15 protein-coding genes are annotated in these 16,873 nt (G+C 68.8%); 8 read left to right on the top strand and 7 right to left on the bottom strand.

What is annotated here, in order from left to right; all coding sequences use genetic code 11:
* Together EES48_RS12360 and cobT are read left to right on the top strand one after the other, a co-directional pair.
* Positions 1-972 (top strand): isopenicillin N synthase family dioxygenase, encoded by a 972-nt coding sequence (locus EES48_RS12360; protein WP_122467457.1) that lies wholly within the window; start codon positions 1-3, stop codon positions 970-972.
* A 59-nt stretch (positions 973-1,031) separates the two neighbouring features.
* Positions 1,032-2,894: a cobaltochelatase subunit CobT gene (cobT, locus tag EES48_RS12355; protein WP_122467452.1), complete on the top strand. Its 1,863-nt coding sequence runs from the start codon at positions 1,032-1,034 to the stop codon at positions 2,892-2,894.
* 24 nt (positions 2,895-2,918) lie between these two features.
* Here cobT and EES48_RS12350 read toward each other — a convergent pair whose 3' ends face one another.
* Positions 2,919-3,881 carry an alpha/beta fold hydrolase gene (locus tag EES48_RS12350; RefSeq protein ID WP_122467448.1) on the bottom strand — a complete coding sequence of 321 codons (963 nt, stop codon included), beginning with the start codon at positions 3,879-3,881 and terminating at the stop codon, positions 2,919-2,921.
* 107 nt (positions 3,882-3,988) lie between these two features.
* Between EES48_RS12350 and EES48_RS12345 the strand changes: the two genes are divergently transcribed.
* Entirely contained in the window at positions 3,989-5,104 is a 1,116-nt protein-coding gene (locus EES48_RS12345) for an aromatic ring-hydroxylating oxygenase subunit alpha (RefSeq protein WP_122467637.1), read from the top strand.
* A gap of 7 nt (positions 5,105-5,111) precedes the next feature.
* Here the strand turns inward: EES48_RS12345 and EES48_RS12340 are convergent, their stop codons facing one another.
* Positions 5,112-5,768 carry a TetR/AcrR family transcriptional regulator gene (locus tag EES48_RS12340; protein WP_122467443.1) on the bottom strand — a complete coding sequence of 219 codons (657 nt, stop codon included), beginning with the start codon at positions 5,766-5,768 and terminating at the stop codon, positions 5,112-5,114.
* 178 nt (positions 5,769-5,946) lie between these two features.
* The gene (locus EES48_RS12335; RefSeq protein WP_122467438.1) at positions 5,947-7,782 is read right to left on the bottom strand and encodes a cation:proton antiporter domain-containing protein; all 1,836 of its coding nucleotides are present in this window, start codon (positions 7,780-7,782) and stop codon (positions 5,947-5,949) included.
* A 162-nt stretch (positions 7,783-7,944) separates the two neighbouring features.
* Here EES48_RS12335 and EES48_RS12330 point away from each other — a divergent pair, with 162 nt between their 5' ends.
* Positions 7,945-8,868, top strand: coding sequence for a LysR family transcriptional regulator (locus EES48_RS12330; protein ID WP_122467434.1), 924 nt, complete (start codon positions 7,945-7,947; stop codon positions 8,866-8,868).
* A 78-nt stretch (positions 8,869-8,946) separates the two neighbouring features.
* Here EES48_RS12330 and EES48_RS12325 read toward each other — a convergent pair whose 3' ends face one another.
* Positions 8,947-9,531 (bottom strand): fasciclin domain-containing protein, encoded by a 585-nt coding sequence (locus tag EES48_RS12325; protein ID WP_122467430.1) that lies wholly within the window; start codon positions 9,529-9,531, stop codon positions 8,947-8,949.
* 222 nt (positions 9,532-9,753) lie between these two features.
* Here EES48_RS12325 and EES48_RS12320 point away from each other — a divergent pair, with 222 nt between their 5' ends.
* On the top strand, positions 9,754-11,094 hold the full coding sequence (locus EES48_RS12320) for an amidohydrolase family protein (RefSeq protein ID WP_162998144.1): 1,341 nt from the start codon (positions 9,754-9,756) through the stop codon (positions 11,092-11,094).
* Here EES48_RS12320 and EES48_RS12315 read toward each other — a convergent pair.
* A complete protein-coding gene (locus tag EES48_RS12315; RefSeq protein ID WP_122467422.1) occupies positions 11,086-12,078 on the bottom strand; it encodes a threonine ammonia-lyase in 993 nt (330 codons plus the stop codon). The genes EES48_RS12320 and EES48_RS12315 overlap by 9 nt on opposite strands.
* 77 nt (positions 12,079-12,155) lie before the next feature.
* Between EES48_RS12315 and glpK the strand changes: the two genes are divergently transcribed.
* Both glpK and EES48_RS12305 read left to right on the top strand, forming a co-directional pair.
* On the top strand, positions 12,156-13,658 hold the full coding sequence (glpK, locus tag EES48_RS12310; protein ID WP_122467417.1) for a glycerol kinase GlpK: 1,503 nt from the start codon (positions 12,156-12,158) through the stop codon (positions 13,656-13,658).
* Positions 13,655-14,728: a phosphotransferase family protein gene (locus EES48_RS12305; protein WP_122467414.1), complete on the top strand. Its 1,074-nt coding sequence runs from the start codon at positions 13,655-13,657 to the stop codon at positions 14,726-14,728. Before glpK ends, EES48_RS12305 begins: the two co-directional genes overlap by 4 nt.
* On the opposite strand, the gene EES48_RS12300 is transcribed toward EES48_RS12305, so the two are convergent.
* Complete coding sequence (locus EES48_RS12300) at positions 14,725-15,429, bottom strand: DUF1223 domain-containing protein (protein ID WP_122467409.1); 705 nt, start codon at positions 15,427-15,429, stop codon at positions 14,725-14,727. The two genes, EES48_RS12305 and EES48_RS12300, sit on opposite strands and share 4 nt — an antisense overlap.
* A 135-nt stretch (positions 15,430-15,564) precedes the next feature.
* Here EES48_RS12300 and dapF point away from each other — a divergent pair, with 135 nt between their 5' ends.
* Complete coding sequence (gene dapF / locus EES48_RS12295; protein WP_122467404.1) at positions 15,565-16,395, top strand: diaminopimelate epimerase; 831 nt, start codon at positions 15,565-15,567, stop codon at positions 16,393-16,395.
* 3 nt (positions 16,396-16,398) lie between these two features.
* Here the strand turns inward: dapF and EES48_RS12290 are convergent, their stop codons facing one another.
* Positions 16,399-16,827, bottom strand: a complete 429-nt coding sequence (locus EES48_RS12290; protein ID WP_122467400.1) for an SRPBCC domain-containing protein — start codon at positions 16,825-16,827, stop codon at positions 16,399-16,401.
* Positions 16,828-16,873 lie beyond the last annotated feature (46 nt).

Below are 16,873 nucleotides of genomic sequence, written 5' to 3'. Positions count from 1 at the left end.
ATGACCCCCGCCGATTCCGCCGCATCCGCGCCGATCAAGAGCGCCATCCAGCCCGTGTCGATGCGCGACTATGACACCGACTTCGACGCCTTTTCCCAGGCGCTGGGCGGGTCCTTCAAACGCTATGGCTTCGCCGTCGTGGCCGATCACGGCCTGGACGAGGGCGTCATCACTCGAGCGATCGACGACGCCAAGGCCTTCTTCGCCCTGCCGGAGGAGGTGAAGCGTCAGTATCACCAGCCTGGCACGGGCGGGGCACGGGGTCTGACCCCCTTCGGTGTGGAGGCGGCCAAGGGTGCGGCCACGGTCGATCTCAAGGAATTCTGGCACACGGGGCGGGAATTGCCGGAAGGCCACCCCTTGCGGAAATACATGCGCGACAACGTGTGGCCGTCCGAGATCCCGGGCTTCCGCGAAGACGTCTATGGAATGTTCGAGGCGCTGGACGCCCTGGGGCGCAAGCTGCTGACGGCCATCGCCCATTATCTGGGGCTCGACGACGACTTCTTCGAGGACAAGGTCCAGCTGGGCAACAGCGTGCTGCGCCTGCTGCACTATCCGCCGGTGCCGGCCGACGCGCCGGGCGTCCGGGCCGGTGCGCACGAGGACATCAATGTCATCACCCTGCTGCTCGGCGCTGAGGAGGCCGGGCTGCAGCTGAAGGACGCGGACGGTCAGTGGCTGGACATCGCCCCGCCGCCGGGGGCGCTGGTGGTCAATATCGGCGACATGCTGCAGCGGCTGACCAACCACGTCCTGCCGTCGACCTCGCACCGGGTGATCAACCCGGCGCCCGAACGACGCGGCTTCGCGCGTTATTCGACGCCGTTCTTCCTCCACTTCAACCCCGACTATGTGATCGAGACCCTGCCCTCGACCGTGACGGCGGAAAACCCCGACCGCTACGCTGGCCAGTCGATCATGGCCGAAGATTTCCTGACCGAGCGGTTGAAGGAAATCCGGCTGATCTGAGGGTCGCCGGCGTAAGCCCGGGCCTTTCCGCCGCGCGGACCTCGCGCTAAGCCCGGGCCATGGCCGCCGACACGCCGCAGGAACAGTTCAAGCGCGCCCTGGCCCACGCCGCCCGGGCCCTGGCCGAACAGGCCGAGCTGGAGGTCGCCTTCGGTTCGGACGGACCGCGCCTGTCGAACGGCGTCCTGACCCTTCCGCATCCGCCCCGCGCGCCGTCGGACGCCGAGAGCGCGGCCATCCGGGGCGCGGCAGACCGCATGGCCCTGCGCCTGGCCAACCACGACGAGGCGCTACATTCGCGCCTGACCCCGTCCGACCGTCAGGCCGCCGAGGTGTTCGAAGCGGTGGAGCAGGCGCGGGTCGAGGCTTTGGGTTCCGCCAGCCTCAAGGGCGTGCGCGCCAATATGGACGCGGCCCTGACCACGCGACTGGAGCGGATGGGCGCGCTGCGCGTCACCGAGGCCGCTCGCGCGCCCCTGGCCGAGGTGGCGGCGCTGCTGGCGCGCGAGCGGTTGACCGGCGAGCGGATCGCGGACGGCCCCGGGGCGCTGCTGGATCTGGTGCGCGACGACCTTGAGCGACGCGCCGGGCCGGCCTTCGACGCCCTGACCGAGGCGGCGGGCGACCAGGCCGCCTTCGCGGCGGCGCTGAAGACGGTGCTGCGGGCCCTCGACTTAGACCCGGGCGACGCCCAGGGCGACGACGCCTCGGACGATCAAGGCGAGGACCAGCCCGACCCGCAAGAACCCGACGCCTCAGACGAGGATCAGGACGAGGACGACGGCGCCGACGACGGCGGCCAGTCCATGGACGGCCAGACGCCGGAAAAGGCCGAGGGCGACGACGCCGAGCGCCGCTCCGACGGCGCGCCCGGCGAGGCCGACGCCGAACTTTCGGACGAGTCGCCCGAACTGGCCGAGGGCGAGCAGCCCAACCGCGGCCGAGCCGGCGACGATGGTCGTGCCGTCCAGCCCTACCGCGCCTACACCACCGCCTTCGATGAGACGATCGACGCCGCCGAGCTGTGCGATGCCAACGAGCTGACACGGCTGAGGGCCCTACTGGACCAGCAGTTGGCCGTTCTGTCCTCGATCGTGGCGCGGCTGGCCAACAAGCTGCAGCGCCGGCTGCTGGCCCAGCAGAACCGCAGCTGGATGTTCGATCTGGAAGAGGGGGTGCTGGACACCGCCCGCCTGACCCGGATCATCACCGACCCCACCGCGCCGCTGAGCTTCAAGGCAGAGAGCGAGAGCCCGTTCCGGGACACGGTGGTGACCCTGCTGCTCGACAATTCCGGCTCGATGCGCGGGCGGCCGATCATGGTGGCGGCGGTCTGCGCCGACATCCTGGCGCGAACGCTGGAGCGGTGCGGCGTCAAGGTCGAAATCCTGGGCTTCACCACCCGCGCCTGGAAGGGCGGACAGGCGCGCGAGCAGTGGATCACCGACGGCAAGCCGCCCAATCCGGGCCGGCTGAACGAGATCCGCCACATCATCTACAAGTCGGCCGACGCGCCGTGGAGGCGCGCCCGCAAGAACCTGGGCCTTATGATGCGCGAAGGCCTGCTCAAGGAGAACATCGACGGCGAGGCCCTGACCTGGGCGCACGACCGGCTGATGGCGCGGCCGGAACAGCGCCGCATCCTGATGGTCATCTCCGACGGTTCACCGGTCGACGACTCGACCCAGAGCGCCAATGCGGCGCTGTATCTGGATCAGCACCTGCGCCAGGTCATCGCCATGATCGAAGAGCGCTCGCCGGTCGAGCTGATCGCCATCGGCATCGGCCATGACGTCACGCGCTGGTACCGTCGCGCCGTCACCCTGGTGGATGTCGAACAGCTGGCAGGGGCCATGATCGAGAAACTGGCCGAACTGTTCGAGGCCAAGGAAGAACGACCGACGCGGCGACGCGCGGCCTGAACCCCTTCGCCGCGCTGGGAACGTCTAGTCCGCCAGGAAGCCGTCCAGTTCCTGGAAGAAGCGCTCCGGCTGGTCGAACATGATGAAGTGGGCGCTGTCGTCGATGCGGGTCAGTTCGGCCGAGGGCAGGGTGGCGTAGGACGCCTGATAGATCTGGTCGGTGATCTCGGGCGTCATGCGTGGATCGTTGAACTTCACATAAAGCACCTCGACCGGGGCGGTGATGGCGGCCAGTTCGGGGCGCAGGTCGGTGACGATCAGCTCGCGATAGGCGTTGGCCGAGACCTGGCGGTCACTGTTGCGCGCGTCCTCCAGAGGTCCGGCGCGCAGGCTCTCGGTGTTGATCATCCCGGTGATCGCCGCGTCCGCCTGGGCCCGATAGGCCTCGTCCGGACCGGAGCTCATCGCCGTGTGGATCTGGTCGGCGATCGGGGCGACCTGTTCGGCGGTCACGCCGGGCGCTCCAAACATGGCCCCCATGAAGGGCACCATATCCACCACCATCAGCTTGCCGACCAGATCAGGATGACGCGCCGCCAGCATCATGCCCATCGTCCCGCCCATGGAATGGCCGACGACCACGGGCCGCTCCAGCCCCTTTTCGCGGATATATCGGGCGATCTCCTCGGCCACCGGCGCGGCGACGGGACCTTCGGCATTGGCCTCAGCGTCAGCGCCGGCGAAGCCCTGAACGTGGATGGCGTGGGTCCGGTAGCGGCCGCCCAGATGGTCGATGGTCGATTGCCACACCATGGGCGAGGAGCTGAGACCCGGGATCAGGATGATGTCGGGCCCCTGGCCATCGACGCGCACATGCATCCGGTCGGAGTCGAAGTCGGCATGCTGGTGGCCGTGATGCGCGCCCGCATGCGGATCGGCGGCCTGGCCATGCCCAGCGGCATGGTTCGTATGACCGTCCTGAGCGAAGGCGGGGGCGGTCGCCAGCATCAGGGCGGCGACGGAGACGGCTAGGGCGGATCGAGACATGGGTTTCTCCTGAACAGACGCTCTGCCTAACACGGTAACTTTCAAACGCAAAGTGCTTTAGTCAAACATTGCGGCGCATCGGCGCGCAGTTTGCTATGCCATGGCTCATGACGCTCGCCGATCCCGCCGTCCAGTCTCCTGAACCCGCCACGAAGTCGCCGCGCGCCGCCTTCGGCCAGGGCTTCGTGCTGGACACCTGGTATTTCGCCGCCCTGTCGCGCGACGTGAAGCCGGCGTTCCTGAGACGCTACGAGCTGCTGGGCGAGCCGGTGCTGATCGGGCGCACGCGGGCGGGCCAGGCCTATGCCATGCGCGATATCTGCCCCCACCGCGCCGCGCCGCTGTCGGCCGGGCGGCTGGTCGACAAGCCCGGCGAGGGCGAGACGGTGGAGTGCCCCTATCACGGCTGGCGCTTCCGACCGGACGGCGTGTGCGCCGCGATCCCGTCGCTGGTGTCGGATCAGGCGATGGAGACGGATCGCATCCGCGTGCGGTCCTATCCGGTGGTCGAAAGCCAGGGCATGGTCTTCGTCTGGATGACGTCCGACCCGCGCCGCCCGGCCGAGCCGGATCATCCGCCCCCGGTCTTCCCCGGCGCCGAGGGCGAGGCGAAACTGGTCGAATGGATGGATTTCGACAGCCACATCGACCACGCCGTTGTCGGGCTGATGGACCCGGCGCACGGCCCCTATGTGCATCAGCAATGGTGGTGGCGCTCGGAACATTCGATGCACGAGAAGGCCAAGGCCTTCGAGCCGCGCGATCTGGGCTTCGCCATGGTGCGCCACGCGCCGTCGTCGAACAGCCGAGCCTACAGGATCCTGGGAGGCGCGCCCGCCACGGAAATCAGTTTCCGCCTGCCCGGCTATCGCTGGGAGCATATCCTGGTGGGCGAGAAGCAGGTTCTGGCCCTGACCTGCCTGACGCCGATCACCGAGACGAAGACACGGATCACCCAGATCTTCTGGTCCGACCACTGGGTGTTCGGCCTGGCCAAACCCTTTCTGCGCCAGGGCGTGCGCGCCTTCCTGAAACAGGACGGCGGCATGGTGAATCTGCAAAACGAGGGCCTGCGCTACGATCCGGCGCTGATCTGGATCGACGACTCGGACACCCAGGCGAAATGGTACCAGCAGCTGAAGCGCGAATGGGCGAAGAGCCGCGCCGAGGCGCGGCCCTTCATCAATCCGGTCAAGCCCCGGACCCTAAGGTGGAAGAGCTGATTCCTGCTCAGGCGGCCTTGCGCATGGCCTTGCCGGCACCGCCGAGGATCAGGTCCAGCTGGGCCGAAAGACGGTCCGACAGGCCTTTCAGGTCCCAGCCGTCATAGGCCGCCTTGCGATAGTTCGACAGATAGGCGTCCCACACCATTTCGCCGAGCAGCTTGACGTCGGCGTCCTGGGCGACTTCGCCGGAGCGAACGCCTTCCTGCAGGATGTCGGCGATCACGGCCTGGACGTTGCGACCGGCGGCGCGGGCGCGCATCTCGGCGGCGTGCGGCTGGAACCACGAGCGGGCGATGAAGGCCTGCATCAGCGGCAGGTGATCCAGACTGGCGTGATAGCCGGAATCGAGAACGGCCTGCAGACGGGTTTTCAGGTCGCCGTCCTTGCGGGCGCCGCGACGCATGTCCTCGGCCAGCTTGGCGAGATCATCGACCAGAACCGCCTCGAACAGCTCAGCCTTGTCCTGGAAATTGGCGAACACCGCGCCGGTCGACATGCCGGCGCCCTTGGCGATATCGCGGATGGTGGCGGGATCATAACCGCGCTCAGCGAACAGGCCACGGGCCGATTCCAGCACCTTCTGCCGGGTCCGGACCTTGGCGGCCTGGCGACGGTTGAGCTTCTCGGGAGCGGCCTGGGCCTGAACGGAACTGTCCTGCATACGACACTGACTCAACGACTGCTGCGGCGAACACGGCCGCATGACGAACATCTTGGGTGAGAAAGGCGAGCCGCCTTCGGAGCCACGCCATGCCCCCTTTGCATACCCAAAGATTGTCAAAAATGGGCCTGTAAGACGGCCAATGGGCCGAATTGCCGCAGATCTCCGCCAAGGTCGGTCAGCTCTTGGGGATATCCGGTGAGGCCCGAAGCGCGCGGTTCGGTCGTCCCCTTCGATCCTCCGGCGTCGCCTCCAAAAACAGTTTGCGGAACTGGTCGCGGCGCTCGTGGATGGAGGCGATGACGTGGCCCATGGGCACGCCGAGGTCCACCAGGGTGTTCTCGGCCAGCTGCAGACTGGCCTCGATCGTTTCGGGTACGGCGTCCGTAACCCCGATGGCGTAGAGGCGCTGGGCGTGGCGATCGTCTCGGGCCCGCGCGATGATGGTCAGGTCGTCGCGAAGGGCGCGGGCGGCGCGCACCACCTCCTCGACCTTGCCCGGCGAATCCATGGTCACGACCAGGGCCCGGACCTTGTCGATACCGCAGCGATTGAGCAGATCAGCCCGCGACGCATCGCCGAAACTGACGGGTCGCTTCTGACGACGCGCCTCGCGCACCGCCTCGATATCCGTGTCGATCGCCAGATAGCTCTGGCCATGTTCGCGCAGCATCTCGCCTACCAGGCGTCCGACCCGGCCGTAGCCGACCACCAGCACATCGGCGCCGTCGATGGCCTCGGGCAGCGCGGCCTCGGGCGGCGCCGCCTGATCCTTCCGCGTCCGGCGCTTCGCCAGCGCGTCGCCCGCCATGGCCAGGAAGGGGATGGTGAAGATGCTGAGCGTCGCTGCGATCATGGCCTGACCGGCGAACACGGGCGAGGCGACCCCCTCGACCATGCCCTCGGCCAGGATGACAAAGGCGAACTCTCCGGCCGGCCCCAGGACCAAAGCGGTCTGGAGGGCCGCGCCCGGCTTGAGGCCCCAGGCGCGCGCCAGGCCGAAGATCACCGCCACCTTCACCCCGATCAGGGTCAGGGTCAGGGCCACAAGGCCCAGCGGATCGGCGGCCACGGCGTCGAGGTCCAGCCCGATGCCGACCCCGACGAAGAAGACGCCGAGCAACAACCCCTTGAACGGCTCGATCGCCACCTCGACCGCGCGACGGAACTCGGTCTCGGCCAGCAGCAGACCGGCGATCAGGGCCCCAAGACTCATCGACAGGCCTGAGGCTTGGGCCGCGACGCCCGCGCCGATGACCACCAGGAGACAGGCGGCGAGGAACAATTCCTGCCCTTCGGCCCGGGCAACCAGCCGGAACAGCGGCCTCAGCACCAATCGTCCGATGATGATCAGCAGCGCCAGGCCGATGGCCGCGGGCGCCAGGGTCGACAGGGCCGCCAGCAGCGCTCCCGTATCCAATTCGCCCGCCGGGGTCGCGCCGGCCGTCACGATCGAGGCCAGAACCGTGACCGTGATCAGGATCGGCGCCACCGCCAGATCCTGGGCCAGCAGCACGGCGAAGGTGGAGCGTCCCACCGATCCCGCAAGCCGCCCTCGTTCAGCCAGCACCGGCATGACCACGGCGGTTGACGACAGCCCCAGGCCGAGACCCAGCACAATGGCGCTGACCAGCGGCTGGCCCATCAGATAGAAGGCGCCGCCCAACGCCAGGGCGCACAGGATGACCTGACTGAGACCCAGGCCGAACACCAGCCGCCGCATGGCCTTGAGCCGCTCCCACGACAACTCCAGCCCGATCATGAACAGCAGGAAGGCGACGCCCAGCTCGGACAGCACCCGCACCTGGGCCTGGTCGGTAATGGTGAAATAGGACAGCGGACCTTCGCCGCCGCTCATACGGCCGAGACCGTCAGGGCCAAGCAGCACACCCGCGGCCAGAAAACCCAGCACCGGGCTGATCTTGAACCGGTTGAACAGCGGAACCATGACCCCGGCGGCGGCCAGGAACACCACCAGATCCTTGAACTCGCCCGCGCCGTGGCCCGCTTCCATTCGGTCTCGTCATCCTTATCTCGATTGAGGTTGCGACACTCTGCCGCCTCGGACGATCGGGAGCGAGGGAAAATTCTCGCAAAATCCGCTGATCCGCCTAAAGATTGCGTCGGGAACAATCTGTCGCATTGGCGGACGCAAAGTCGGTGCTAGTCAGCCGCCATGGACGATATCCGCACCTTCGATTGCATCGCGTCTTCCGCCAGCCTGTCGGACGCCGCGCGCCGAATGGGCCTTTCAACGGCGGCCGTGAGCCGCCGGCTGGAGGCGCTGGAAAGCCGCCTGGGCGTGCGCCTCGTCACCCGCACCAGCCGGCTGTTCCGCCTGACCACCGAGGGCGAGCAGTTTCATCGCGACTGCAAGCGCATCCTGGCTGATCTCGCCGAGGCCGAGGAGACGGTCAGCCGCGGCGCGACGACCCCGCACGGCCTGCTGCGCGTGGCCGCGCCGATCTCCTTCGGCCGGAGGCGTCTGGCTCCGCTGTTCGCGGAATTCCGTAGACGAAATCCCGGTGTCGATCTGCAACTTGTCCTGACCGACGGCGCCGACGAACTGGGCCGCGAGGAGTACGACGCCGTCATTCGCATCGGCGCCCCGACCAATGGAGAATTCGTGGCCCGCCGGCTGCTGAAGGCGCGCCGCGCGGTCTGCGCCTCCCCGGACTATCTGGCGCGCTATGGAACGCCGCGAACGCCCGCCGACCTGGCCGAGCACGACGCCATCGTCATCATGCGCGACGGCCGCCTGCTGGATCGCTGGATGTTCGATATCGATGGCGTGATGCAGTCGGTCACGGTCAAGCCGGCCCTGTCGACCAACAACGGCGAAGTTGTTCACGAATGGCTGCTGGCCGGAGCCGGCATAGGGATGAAGTCGCTGTGGGACGTGGGTGACGATTTGGCGTCCGGTCGCCTGATCGAACTGTTTCCCGACACCCTGCGAGAGCGGGCTGACATCTTCATCGTCTATCCGGACCGACGGAACCTGCCGCTGCGGGTGCGAGCTCTAATCGACTTCCTGTCGGCCGAGCTGAAACAGGCGAGCGCGCCGTCCGAAGACGGCGCGCCGGCCCTGCGTCGGGCCTGATCCGAAATTTCAGGGGCGTCGCTCCACGACACGCCACCCCTTGCCAGTCCACGATCTGACCCGATGCGGACGGGGCCCTTATTCGGGCATCAGCACCGCGTCGATGCCGTGAATGACCCCGTTGGACTGGGCCAGATCGGGCGTGGTCACCGTCGCCGTGCCGCCGGCCGCGTCGGTGATCGTCACGGTCGAGCCCGACACGTTGACGGTCAGGTCCTCGCCCTGAACGGTGGTGACCGTGGTCGATCCGCCGTTGGCCTGGGCCTGGGCGACGATGTCGGCGGCCATCAGGTTACCCTGGACGACGTGGTAGGTGAGGATGCCCTGCAGCTGCTCCTGCTGGGCCGGCTGGGTCAGGTTTTCGACCGTGCCCGCGGGCAGAGCATCGAAGGCGGCGTTGGTCGGCGCGAAGACGGTGAAGGGACCTGGGCCTGACAGGGTTTCGACCAGACCGGCGGCCTGAACCGCGGTGACCAGGGTCGAGAAGTCAGGCGAGGCCTGAGCCGCCTGAACGATGTTGGTCGAGGCGGCGGGCTCGGCGGCCATCGCGTCGGCGGCCATGGGCTCGGCCGGGGTCGCGGGTTCGGCCGGCTCCTGGCTGCAGGCGGCGGTGGCGAGGCCAAGGCTGGCTGCGGCGATGAGGGCGATGCTGGAGGTCTTCATGAGGGTCGCTTCCTGTTCGGTGAACGTCGGGAACCTTGGGAGGTCACGGGTCGGTAAAGGCCGATCACGCGAACGCGATCCTTCAAACCAGCTTTGCGGGAGCCTGCGACGGGAGCGCGCAGTCAGCCATGATTTGGCTGCGAGTCTTGCCGCGATTTCATGCGCTTGGTTGCATCCGGAAGATGGGTTCGGCGGCTCCTGCCATCGTATCAGGGAGTCCTCATGCGCCAATTCGCCCCACCCGCCGTCGCCATCATGGCTTTGGCCCTCACCCTGGCCGCTGCGGCCAGCCCCGCCAAGGCCCAGCGACCGCCCGCGCCCGCCGCCGTGGTCAAGGCCGGTGACCTGTTCGACGCCGAGCAGGGTCGTATGGTGGGTGCGCGGGAAATCCTGATCCGGGGCGACCGGATCGTGGAGGTCGCCGCGTCCGTCTCCGCGCCGCCGGATGCGACGGTCATCGATCTCAGCCAGTGCCGGGTAATGCCCGGCCTGATCGACGCCCACACCCACCTGCTGCTGACTCAGGAGGCCGGTGAGGGGCTGTCCGAGGTCGCCGCCCGCGATCACGCCGTCGACGGCGACGGCTATCGCCTGCTCACCGCCGCTCAGTATGCGCGGGAATATCTTGAGGCCGGCATCACCAGCGTGCGCGACCTGGGCAATTCGGGCCGCTTCCTCGACCTCGTGCTGGCGCGCGCCATCAATGAAGGCCGCGTCGCAGGCCCACGCATCCACGGCGCCGGCCCGGGTCTGGCGCCCGCTGGAGGTCAGATGGAGCCCCTGCCCCACGATCCTCATGGCTTGGTCGATGGCGAATACCGGATCATCGAAGGCGTGGATGACGCCCGCGCGGCGGTCCGCGAGGCCGTGGCCGCGGGAGCCCGGGTCATCAAGATCTACCCCGAGGCGACGCCTCAGCGCACCCGGCTGTCGCCTGAGGAAATGACGGCGATCGTGGCCGAGGCCAGGCGTCACGACATGTCTGTCGCGGCCCACGTCACCTCGGATCGCGGGGCGCGAGAGGCGATCGAGGCCGGGGTCACCTCACTGGAACATGGCTATGATTTGTCTGACGAAACCCTGGCGCTGATGGCGGAGCGCGGCGTGTGGTGGGTGCCGACCCACACCAGTTTCGGCATGGCCAGGGAGCTGTCCTCGGCCTGGCCCCAGCCTCCCTCGGACCAGATGATCCGCGACCATCTGTCGGAAGAGCATCAGAGGCTCCGTAAGGCGCGGGCCGCGGGGGTGAGGATTGCGGCCGGACAAGACCTCTACGCTCCCACGGTCGTGGGACGGGGGCGCGCCAGCCTGCGAGTGCTCGACGCCTATGTCGAAGCCGGATTGACCCCGGCTGAGGCGCTGCAGACCGCCACGCTGAACGCCGGCCGGCTGCTGGCGGGCGAAGGGCAGTTGGGTGTCATCGCGCCCGGCGCCTTGGCGGACCTGATCGCCCTGCCCGCCGACCCGACCCAAAGCCTGGACGCCCTGGCGGGCATCACCCTGGTCATGAAGGGTGGACTGGTCGAGGTGGCGGACGGGTCGGGCGCCTGCGCGTCACGCTGAAACGAACCGCCCATCGATGATCTCGGCGAACAGGCCGGGATCGATGTTGCCGCCGGACAGGACGGCGACGGTGGTGCGGTCGCGAGCCTCGACCTTGCCCGCCAACAGCGCGGCCAACGACACGGCGCCGCCCGGCTCGACGACAAGCTTCAGGGTGCGGAAGGCGGTGCGCACAGCCTCGGCCACTTCGGCGTCGGAGACAGTGACCACCCGCTCCAGGCGGCGATTGATCGGAAAGGTCAGTTCGCCCGGCCGGTCGGTCATCAGGGCGTCGCAGATCGAGGGCCGCGCCACGGGCGGATGGGTCATCCGCTCGCCCGCCGCCAGCGACAGCTGGGTGTCGTTATAGGCCTCGGGCTCGAAGCCGATCACCGCCGTGTCGGGGCTGAGCTCGGCCATGGCCAGGTTGATCCCGGCGATCAGCCCGCCGCCCGAGGCGCCGCACAACAGCTGGTCGATATCGGCGCCTCGCGCCCGGGCGTCCTCGACGATCTCCAGCCCGGTCGTGCCCTGACCCTCGATGATGAAGGGATCGTCGAACGGCTTGACCAGGACCGAGCCGCGCTCGGCCGCGATGGCCTCGCCGATGGTCTCGCGGCTCTCGGTGTAGCGGTCATAGCTGCGCACCTCGCCGCCGAAGGTGATGACGCCCTCCACCTTAACCCGTGGGCTGTCGGCCGGCATGACGATGAGGGCGCGCGTCCCCACCATCCGCGCCGCCGCCGCCACCGCCTGGGCATGGTTGCCGGAGGAATAGGCCACCACCCCGCGCGCCTTCTCCTCGTCGTTCAGGCGGCTGATGCGGTTATAGGCACCCCGGAATTTGAAGGCCCCCGCCACCTGCATCGTCTCGGCCTTCAGCAGCACCCGCCCGCCCAGCCGTTCATTCAGGGCCGGGCTCTCGATCAGGGGGGTGCGCACGGCGACGCCCGAGATGCGGCGGGCGGCGTCCTCGACGCCGGCGAAGGAGGCGGTGTGGGTCATGGGGCGCTTCTGCCCGATGATGCGCCCGTCGTCACCTCGCGCTCGACGCCGGCCCTCACCCCGTTAAGGTGCCGCCTATGAACGACCTGATCCTCGCCATCGACCAGGGCACCACCTCGACCCGGGCCATCGCCTTCGACGCCGGCCTGCGCCCCGTGGCGGTCAGCCAGATCGAGCTGCGCCAGCATTTCCCGCGCTCCGGCTGGGTCGAGCATGACGCCGCCGAGATCTGGCGGGCGGTGGTCAAGACCTGTCGCGAGGTGATCGATCGGGTGGGGGGCGTCACCCGGTTCGCCGGCATTGGCCTGACCAACCAGCGCGAGACGGCGGTGATCTGGGAGGCGGCGACGGGCAAGCCGCTCCACCGCGCCATCGTCTGGCAGGATCGCCGCACGGCCGAGGCCGTGGCGCGGCTTAAGGCGGCGGGCCATGAGGAGGAGGTTCAAAGTGCGACCGGCCTGATCCTCGATCCCTATTTCTCGGCCTCGAAATACGCCTGGCTGCTGGACGCCGTGCCCGACGGCCGGGCGCGGGCCGAGGCGGGCGAGGTCAAGCTGGGCACCATCGACGCCTGGCTGATCTGGAACCTGACCGGCGGGCGGGTCCACGCCACCGACGCCACCAACGCCGCCCGCACCTCGCTGATGGACCTGAAGACGCAGGCGTGGCGCGACGATCTGTGCGCCCTATTCGGCGTGCCCCGTCAGGCCCTGCCCGAGATCGTCGGTTGCGCCGAGGCGGTCGCCGAGACCGAGCCGTCGCTGTTCGGCCGCGCCCTGCCGATCGCCGGCTCGGCGGGGGACCAGCAGGCGGCCCTGGTCGGTCACGGCGCGCTGAACCCCGGGGACGCCAAGATCACCTATGGCACCGGCGCCTTTCTGGTCGCCAATGTCGGACCTGAGCCCGTCGCCTCGACCAGCCGGCTTCTGGCCACCCTCGGCTACCGGATCGGGCAGGACAGCGCCTATGCGCTGGAGGGCTCCATCTTCTCGGCCGGCTCGACCATCCAGTGGCTGCGCGACGAACTCGGCCTGATCGGCGCCTCACGGGAATCCGAGGCCCTGGCCGAGAGCCTGCCGGACTGCGGCGGCGTTTATCTGGTGCCCGGCTTCACCGGTCTGGGCGCGCCCTGGTGGCGGGCCGAGGCTCGGGCGGCGATCCTGGGCCTGTCGCGCGGCTCGACCCCGGCGCACATCGTCCGGGCGGGGCTGGAGAGCCTGGCCTATCAGACGCGAGATCTGCTGGACGCTCTGGCCGCCGACGGTTCGCCGCGTCCGACGCGGCTCAGGGTCGATGGCGGGGTCACCGCCAACGCCTTCGCCATGCAGACCGTCGCCGACATGTGCGAGGTCGAGGTCGAGCGTCCGGCCTTTCAGGAGATGACGGCGCTGGGCGCCGCGCGCCTGGCCGCCTACGGCCTGGGCCGCGAGGGGGCGTTTGAGCCGCTTCAGGGCGACACCCCCGCCGTCTGGACGCCTCGCATGGACGCCAAGGCTCGCGACGCCGCCCTGGCCGGCTGGCGTCGCGCGGTGCAGGCCGCCATCCTCGCCGCCGGAGACGAACCCGGAGACGCCGCATGAGCGCCACGCCCGACCCCCAGATCGCTTTTTCCGGCACGCGCGAGGTCGACCCGCGCTACCGCCTGGACGAGGCGGCGCTGGACCGCTGGCTGACGGCCAATGTCCCCGGCTACGCCGGACCCCTGACGTTGCGCCAGTTCAAGGGCGGCCAGTCCAACCCGACCTATGAGCTGGCCACGCCCGGCCGCGCCTATGTCCTGCGCCGCAAGCCCCCCGGAAAGCTGTTGCCCTCGGCCCACGCCGTGGACCGCGAGTTCCGGGTGATCTCGGCGCTGGATTCGGTCGGCTACCCCGTCGCCCATCCCCATGTGCTGTGCGAGGATGAGGGCGTCATCGGGTCGGTCTTCTATGTCATGGACCGGGTCGATGGCCGGGTGTTCTGGGACCTGAAGCTGCCGGGCATGACACCTGAGCAGCGGCGCGACATCTATCTGGCCCAGACCGATGCGCTGGCCCGGCTGCACGCCGTCGATCCCGCGGCGGTCGGCCTGTCGGACTACGGCAAACCGGCCGACTATTTCGCCCGTCAGATCGGCCGCTGGTCGAAACAGTATGCGGCCTCCGAGACCCATACGATCGCGGCCATGGACCGGCTGATCGCCTTCCTGCCGCAAAGCCTGCCGCCCGAGCGCCCGGCCACCATCGTCCACGGCGACTGGCGCCTGGACAACATGATCTTCGCCCCGGACCGGCCGGAAATCCTGGCGGTGCTGGACTGGGAGCTGTCGACCCTGGGCGATCCCACCGCCGACCTCAGCTATTTCCTGATGGGCTGGGTCATCCCGGCCAGCCAGCGCAACGGCCTGGGCGGGGCGGACCTTGAAGCCCTGGGTATCCCGTCGATCGAGGAGATCGTCGCCCGCTACGGCGAGACCGCCGCCGCGCCGCCGCTTGAGCATCTGGACTGGCTGTTCGCCTATAACCTGTTCCGCCTGGCCGCCATCTGTCAGGGCATCGCCGGCCGCATCCGCGAGGGCACCGCCGCCAGCGCCCACGCCCAGGCCATGGCGTTGCAGGTTGAGCCCTTGGCCGAGGCCGGCTGGAGTTTCGCCAAGAAGGCGGGAGCCTAGCGCGTCGCCGCCGCCAGGATGGCGCCGGTCGGGCGGGCCTGAACGATGACGGCGGTCTTCAGGCCCTCTTCGCCCGCGTCCGGCAGGGCGAGCAGGATCGGCTCGCCACGCCATTCCCCGAGCCGTCGGACATCGCGCACGACATTGACGTGGCTGATGCTGCGCCCGCGATTTTCGCCGCCGGCGACCTCGACCACCTGTTCGCCTGGCCGATAGCGCACCATCCAGACTTCGGCGCCTCCCGCCGGGGCGCGACCCGATCCGACCCCAACACCGTCGCCCGTGGCGCGAAATTCGATCTCAGGCGGCGGCGTCTTTGTATCGGCCAGTTCACGCACGGCGGCCTCCACCGCTGAAGCCTGACCGCCCGGAGCTTGCCGACGTCCGTCGATCACCACCTGCGGCGTGTAGACACTGCGCTGTCGCAGGCCTCGCCGATAGGCGCGCTGGCGCTCGGCGAACTCGGGGCGAGCAAAGGTATCGGGCCAGCCGAGATAGTCCCAATAATCGACGGCGTAGGTCAGGGCCAGCACGCCCGGCCGATCCGCCATGTCCTCGATCAACCGGTTGGCTTCCGGGCAGCCGGCGCAGCCCTGAGCGGTGAACAGCTCGACCACCACCGGCGCGACGACCACGGCCGTCGCCGACTGCGCGTCATCGATCCGCGCCGCGCCCATCAGGGCGACGGACGCCGCGATCATCGTTAAGGATCGACCCCAGGCTCCCATGGCGACGCTGCATACGCCTGTCGCGGGACGCGCGCCCCTCATATGTGCGTGAGCACGCGGAAATCCGGGGCTTGGGGCCAGGCTCGACGCGCCCTATCTTGGCAGCGGATGCGCACCCCCTTCCTCAAGATGAACGGCGCCGGCAACGACTTCGTGGTCGTCGACGCCCTGTCGCGCCCTTTCGCGCCCGACGAGGCGACGGTGCGTGCCATCGCCGACCGAACCACGGGCGAAGGCTGCGACCAGGTCATCGCCATCGAGCCCTCGGCGGTGGCCGATGCCTTCATGCGCGTGTGGAACGCCGATGGCCGCCAGGTCGAGACCTGCGGCAACGCGCTTCGCTGCGTCGGCTGGACGCTGATGCGCGCGACCGGCCGCGACCGCGTGCGGATCGACACCCTGGCGGGCGTTGTCGAGGCGCGGATGGCCGATGATGACCAGATCACCGTGGACATGGGCCGCCCACGTCTGGACTGGACCGACATTCCCCTGGCCGAGGCGTTCGACACGCGGGGCATCGAGCTCCAGATCGGCCCGATCGACGCCCCTGTGCTGCACACGCCGGGCGCCGTCTCCATGGGTAATCCGCACGTGGTCTTCTTTCCCGACTTCACGCCCGACGATGCCTTCGTGCGCGGGTCCGGCTCCCTGATCGAGCATCACCCCCTGTTTCCCGAGGGCGTGAACGTCGGCTTCGCCCACATCGAGGCGCTTGATCGCATCCGTCTCAGGGTGTGGGAGCGAGGGGCGGGCCTGACCAAGGCCTGCGGCACGGGGGCCTGCGCGGCCCTGGTCGCCGCGGCGCGACGCGGCAAAACCCATCGCCGCGCCCGGGTCACGGTCGATGGCGGCGACCTGCTGATCAGCTGGGACGCCCGCACCGATCACGTCTCCATGACCGGCCCGGTGGTCGTCGAGCGCACGGGCATGCTGGCCTGAGCGTCAGGCCTCGGCGCGCAGTCTCAGGGCCTCGCCCATCTCCTCGCAGGCGCGTCGCAAGAGGCGCTTGTTCTTGTTGAAGAAGCCTTCGCCGAACATGCCGCCGAAGATCTCGCCGTTGGCGACGATACAGCTGCCCGGCGCCAGCTCCTCGATCTCGATGTAGCGGGTGGAGGTGAACTGGAAACCGCGCCGCTCCGACCAGATCAGCTGGGCATAGGGCACCCAATCGTTGATCGCCGCGCGCACCGGCCGCTCGTCCAGGCCCTCGATGGTTTCGGTCAGGGTCAGGACGCCGCCGATGGCGATGATCCCCTCCGCCTGGGGAAAGGTCGGGTTCCAGTCGCCCCATGACGGCAGGTCGGCGATGATGTCCCAGATGCGGTCGGACGGCGCCTTGACGCCCACCCGGTTCTCGACGCGAAAGCTCATGCGGCGCTTTTCCCACGGCTTTTCGGCTTAGGGAAGGCGGTGCGGC

This window comes from Brevundimonas lutea, from assembly GCF_003704105.1.
In the GTDB taxonomy this organism is placed as follows: domain Bacteria; phylum Pseudomonadota; class Alphaproteobacteria; order Caulobacterales; family Caulobacteraceae; genus Brevundimonas; species Brevundimonas lutea.
Note: the sequence above shows the minus strand (reverse complement) of the source record. Positions and strands in the feature narration are given on the sequence as shown.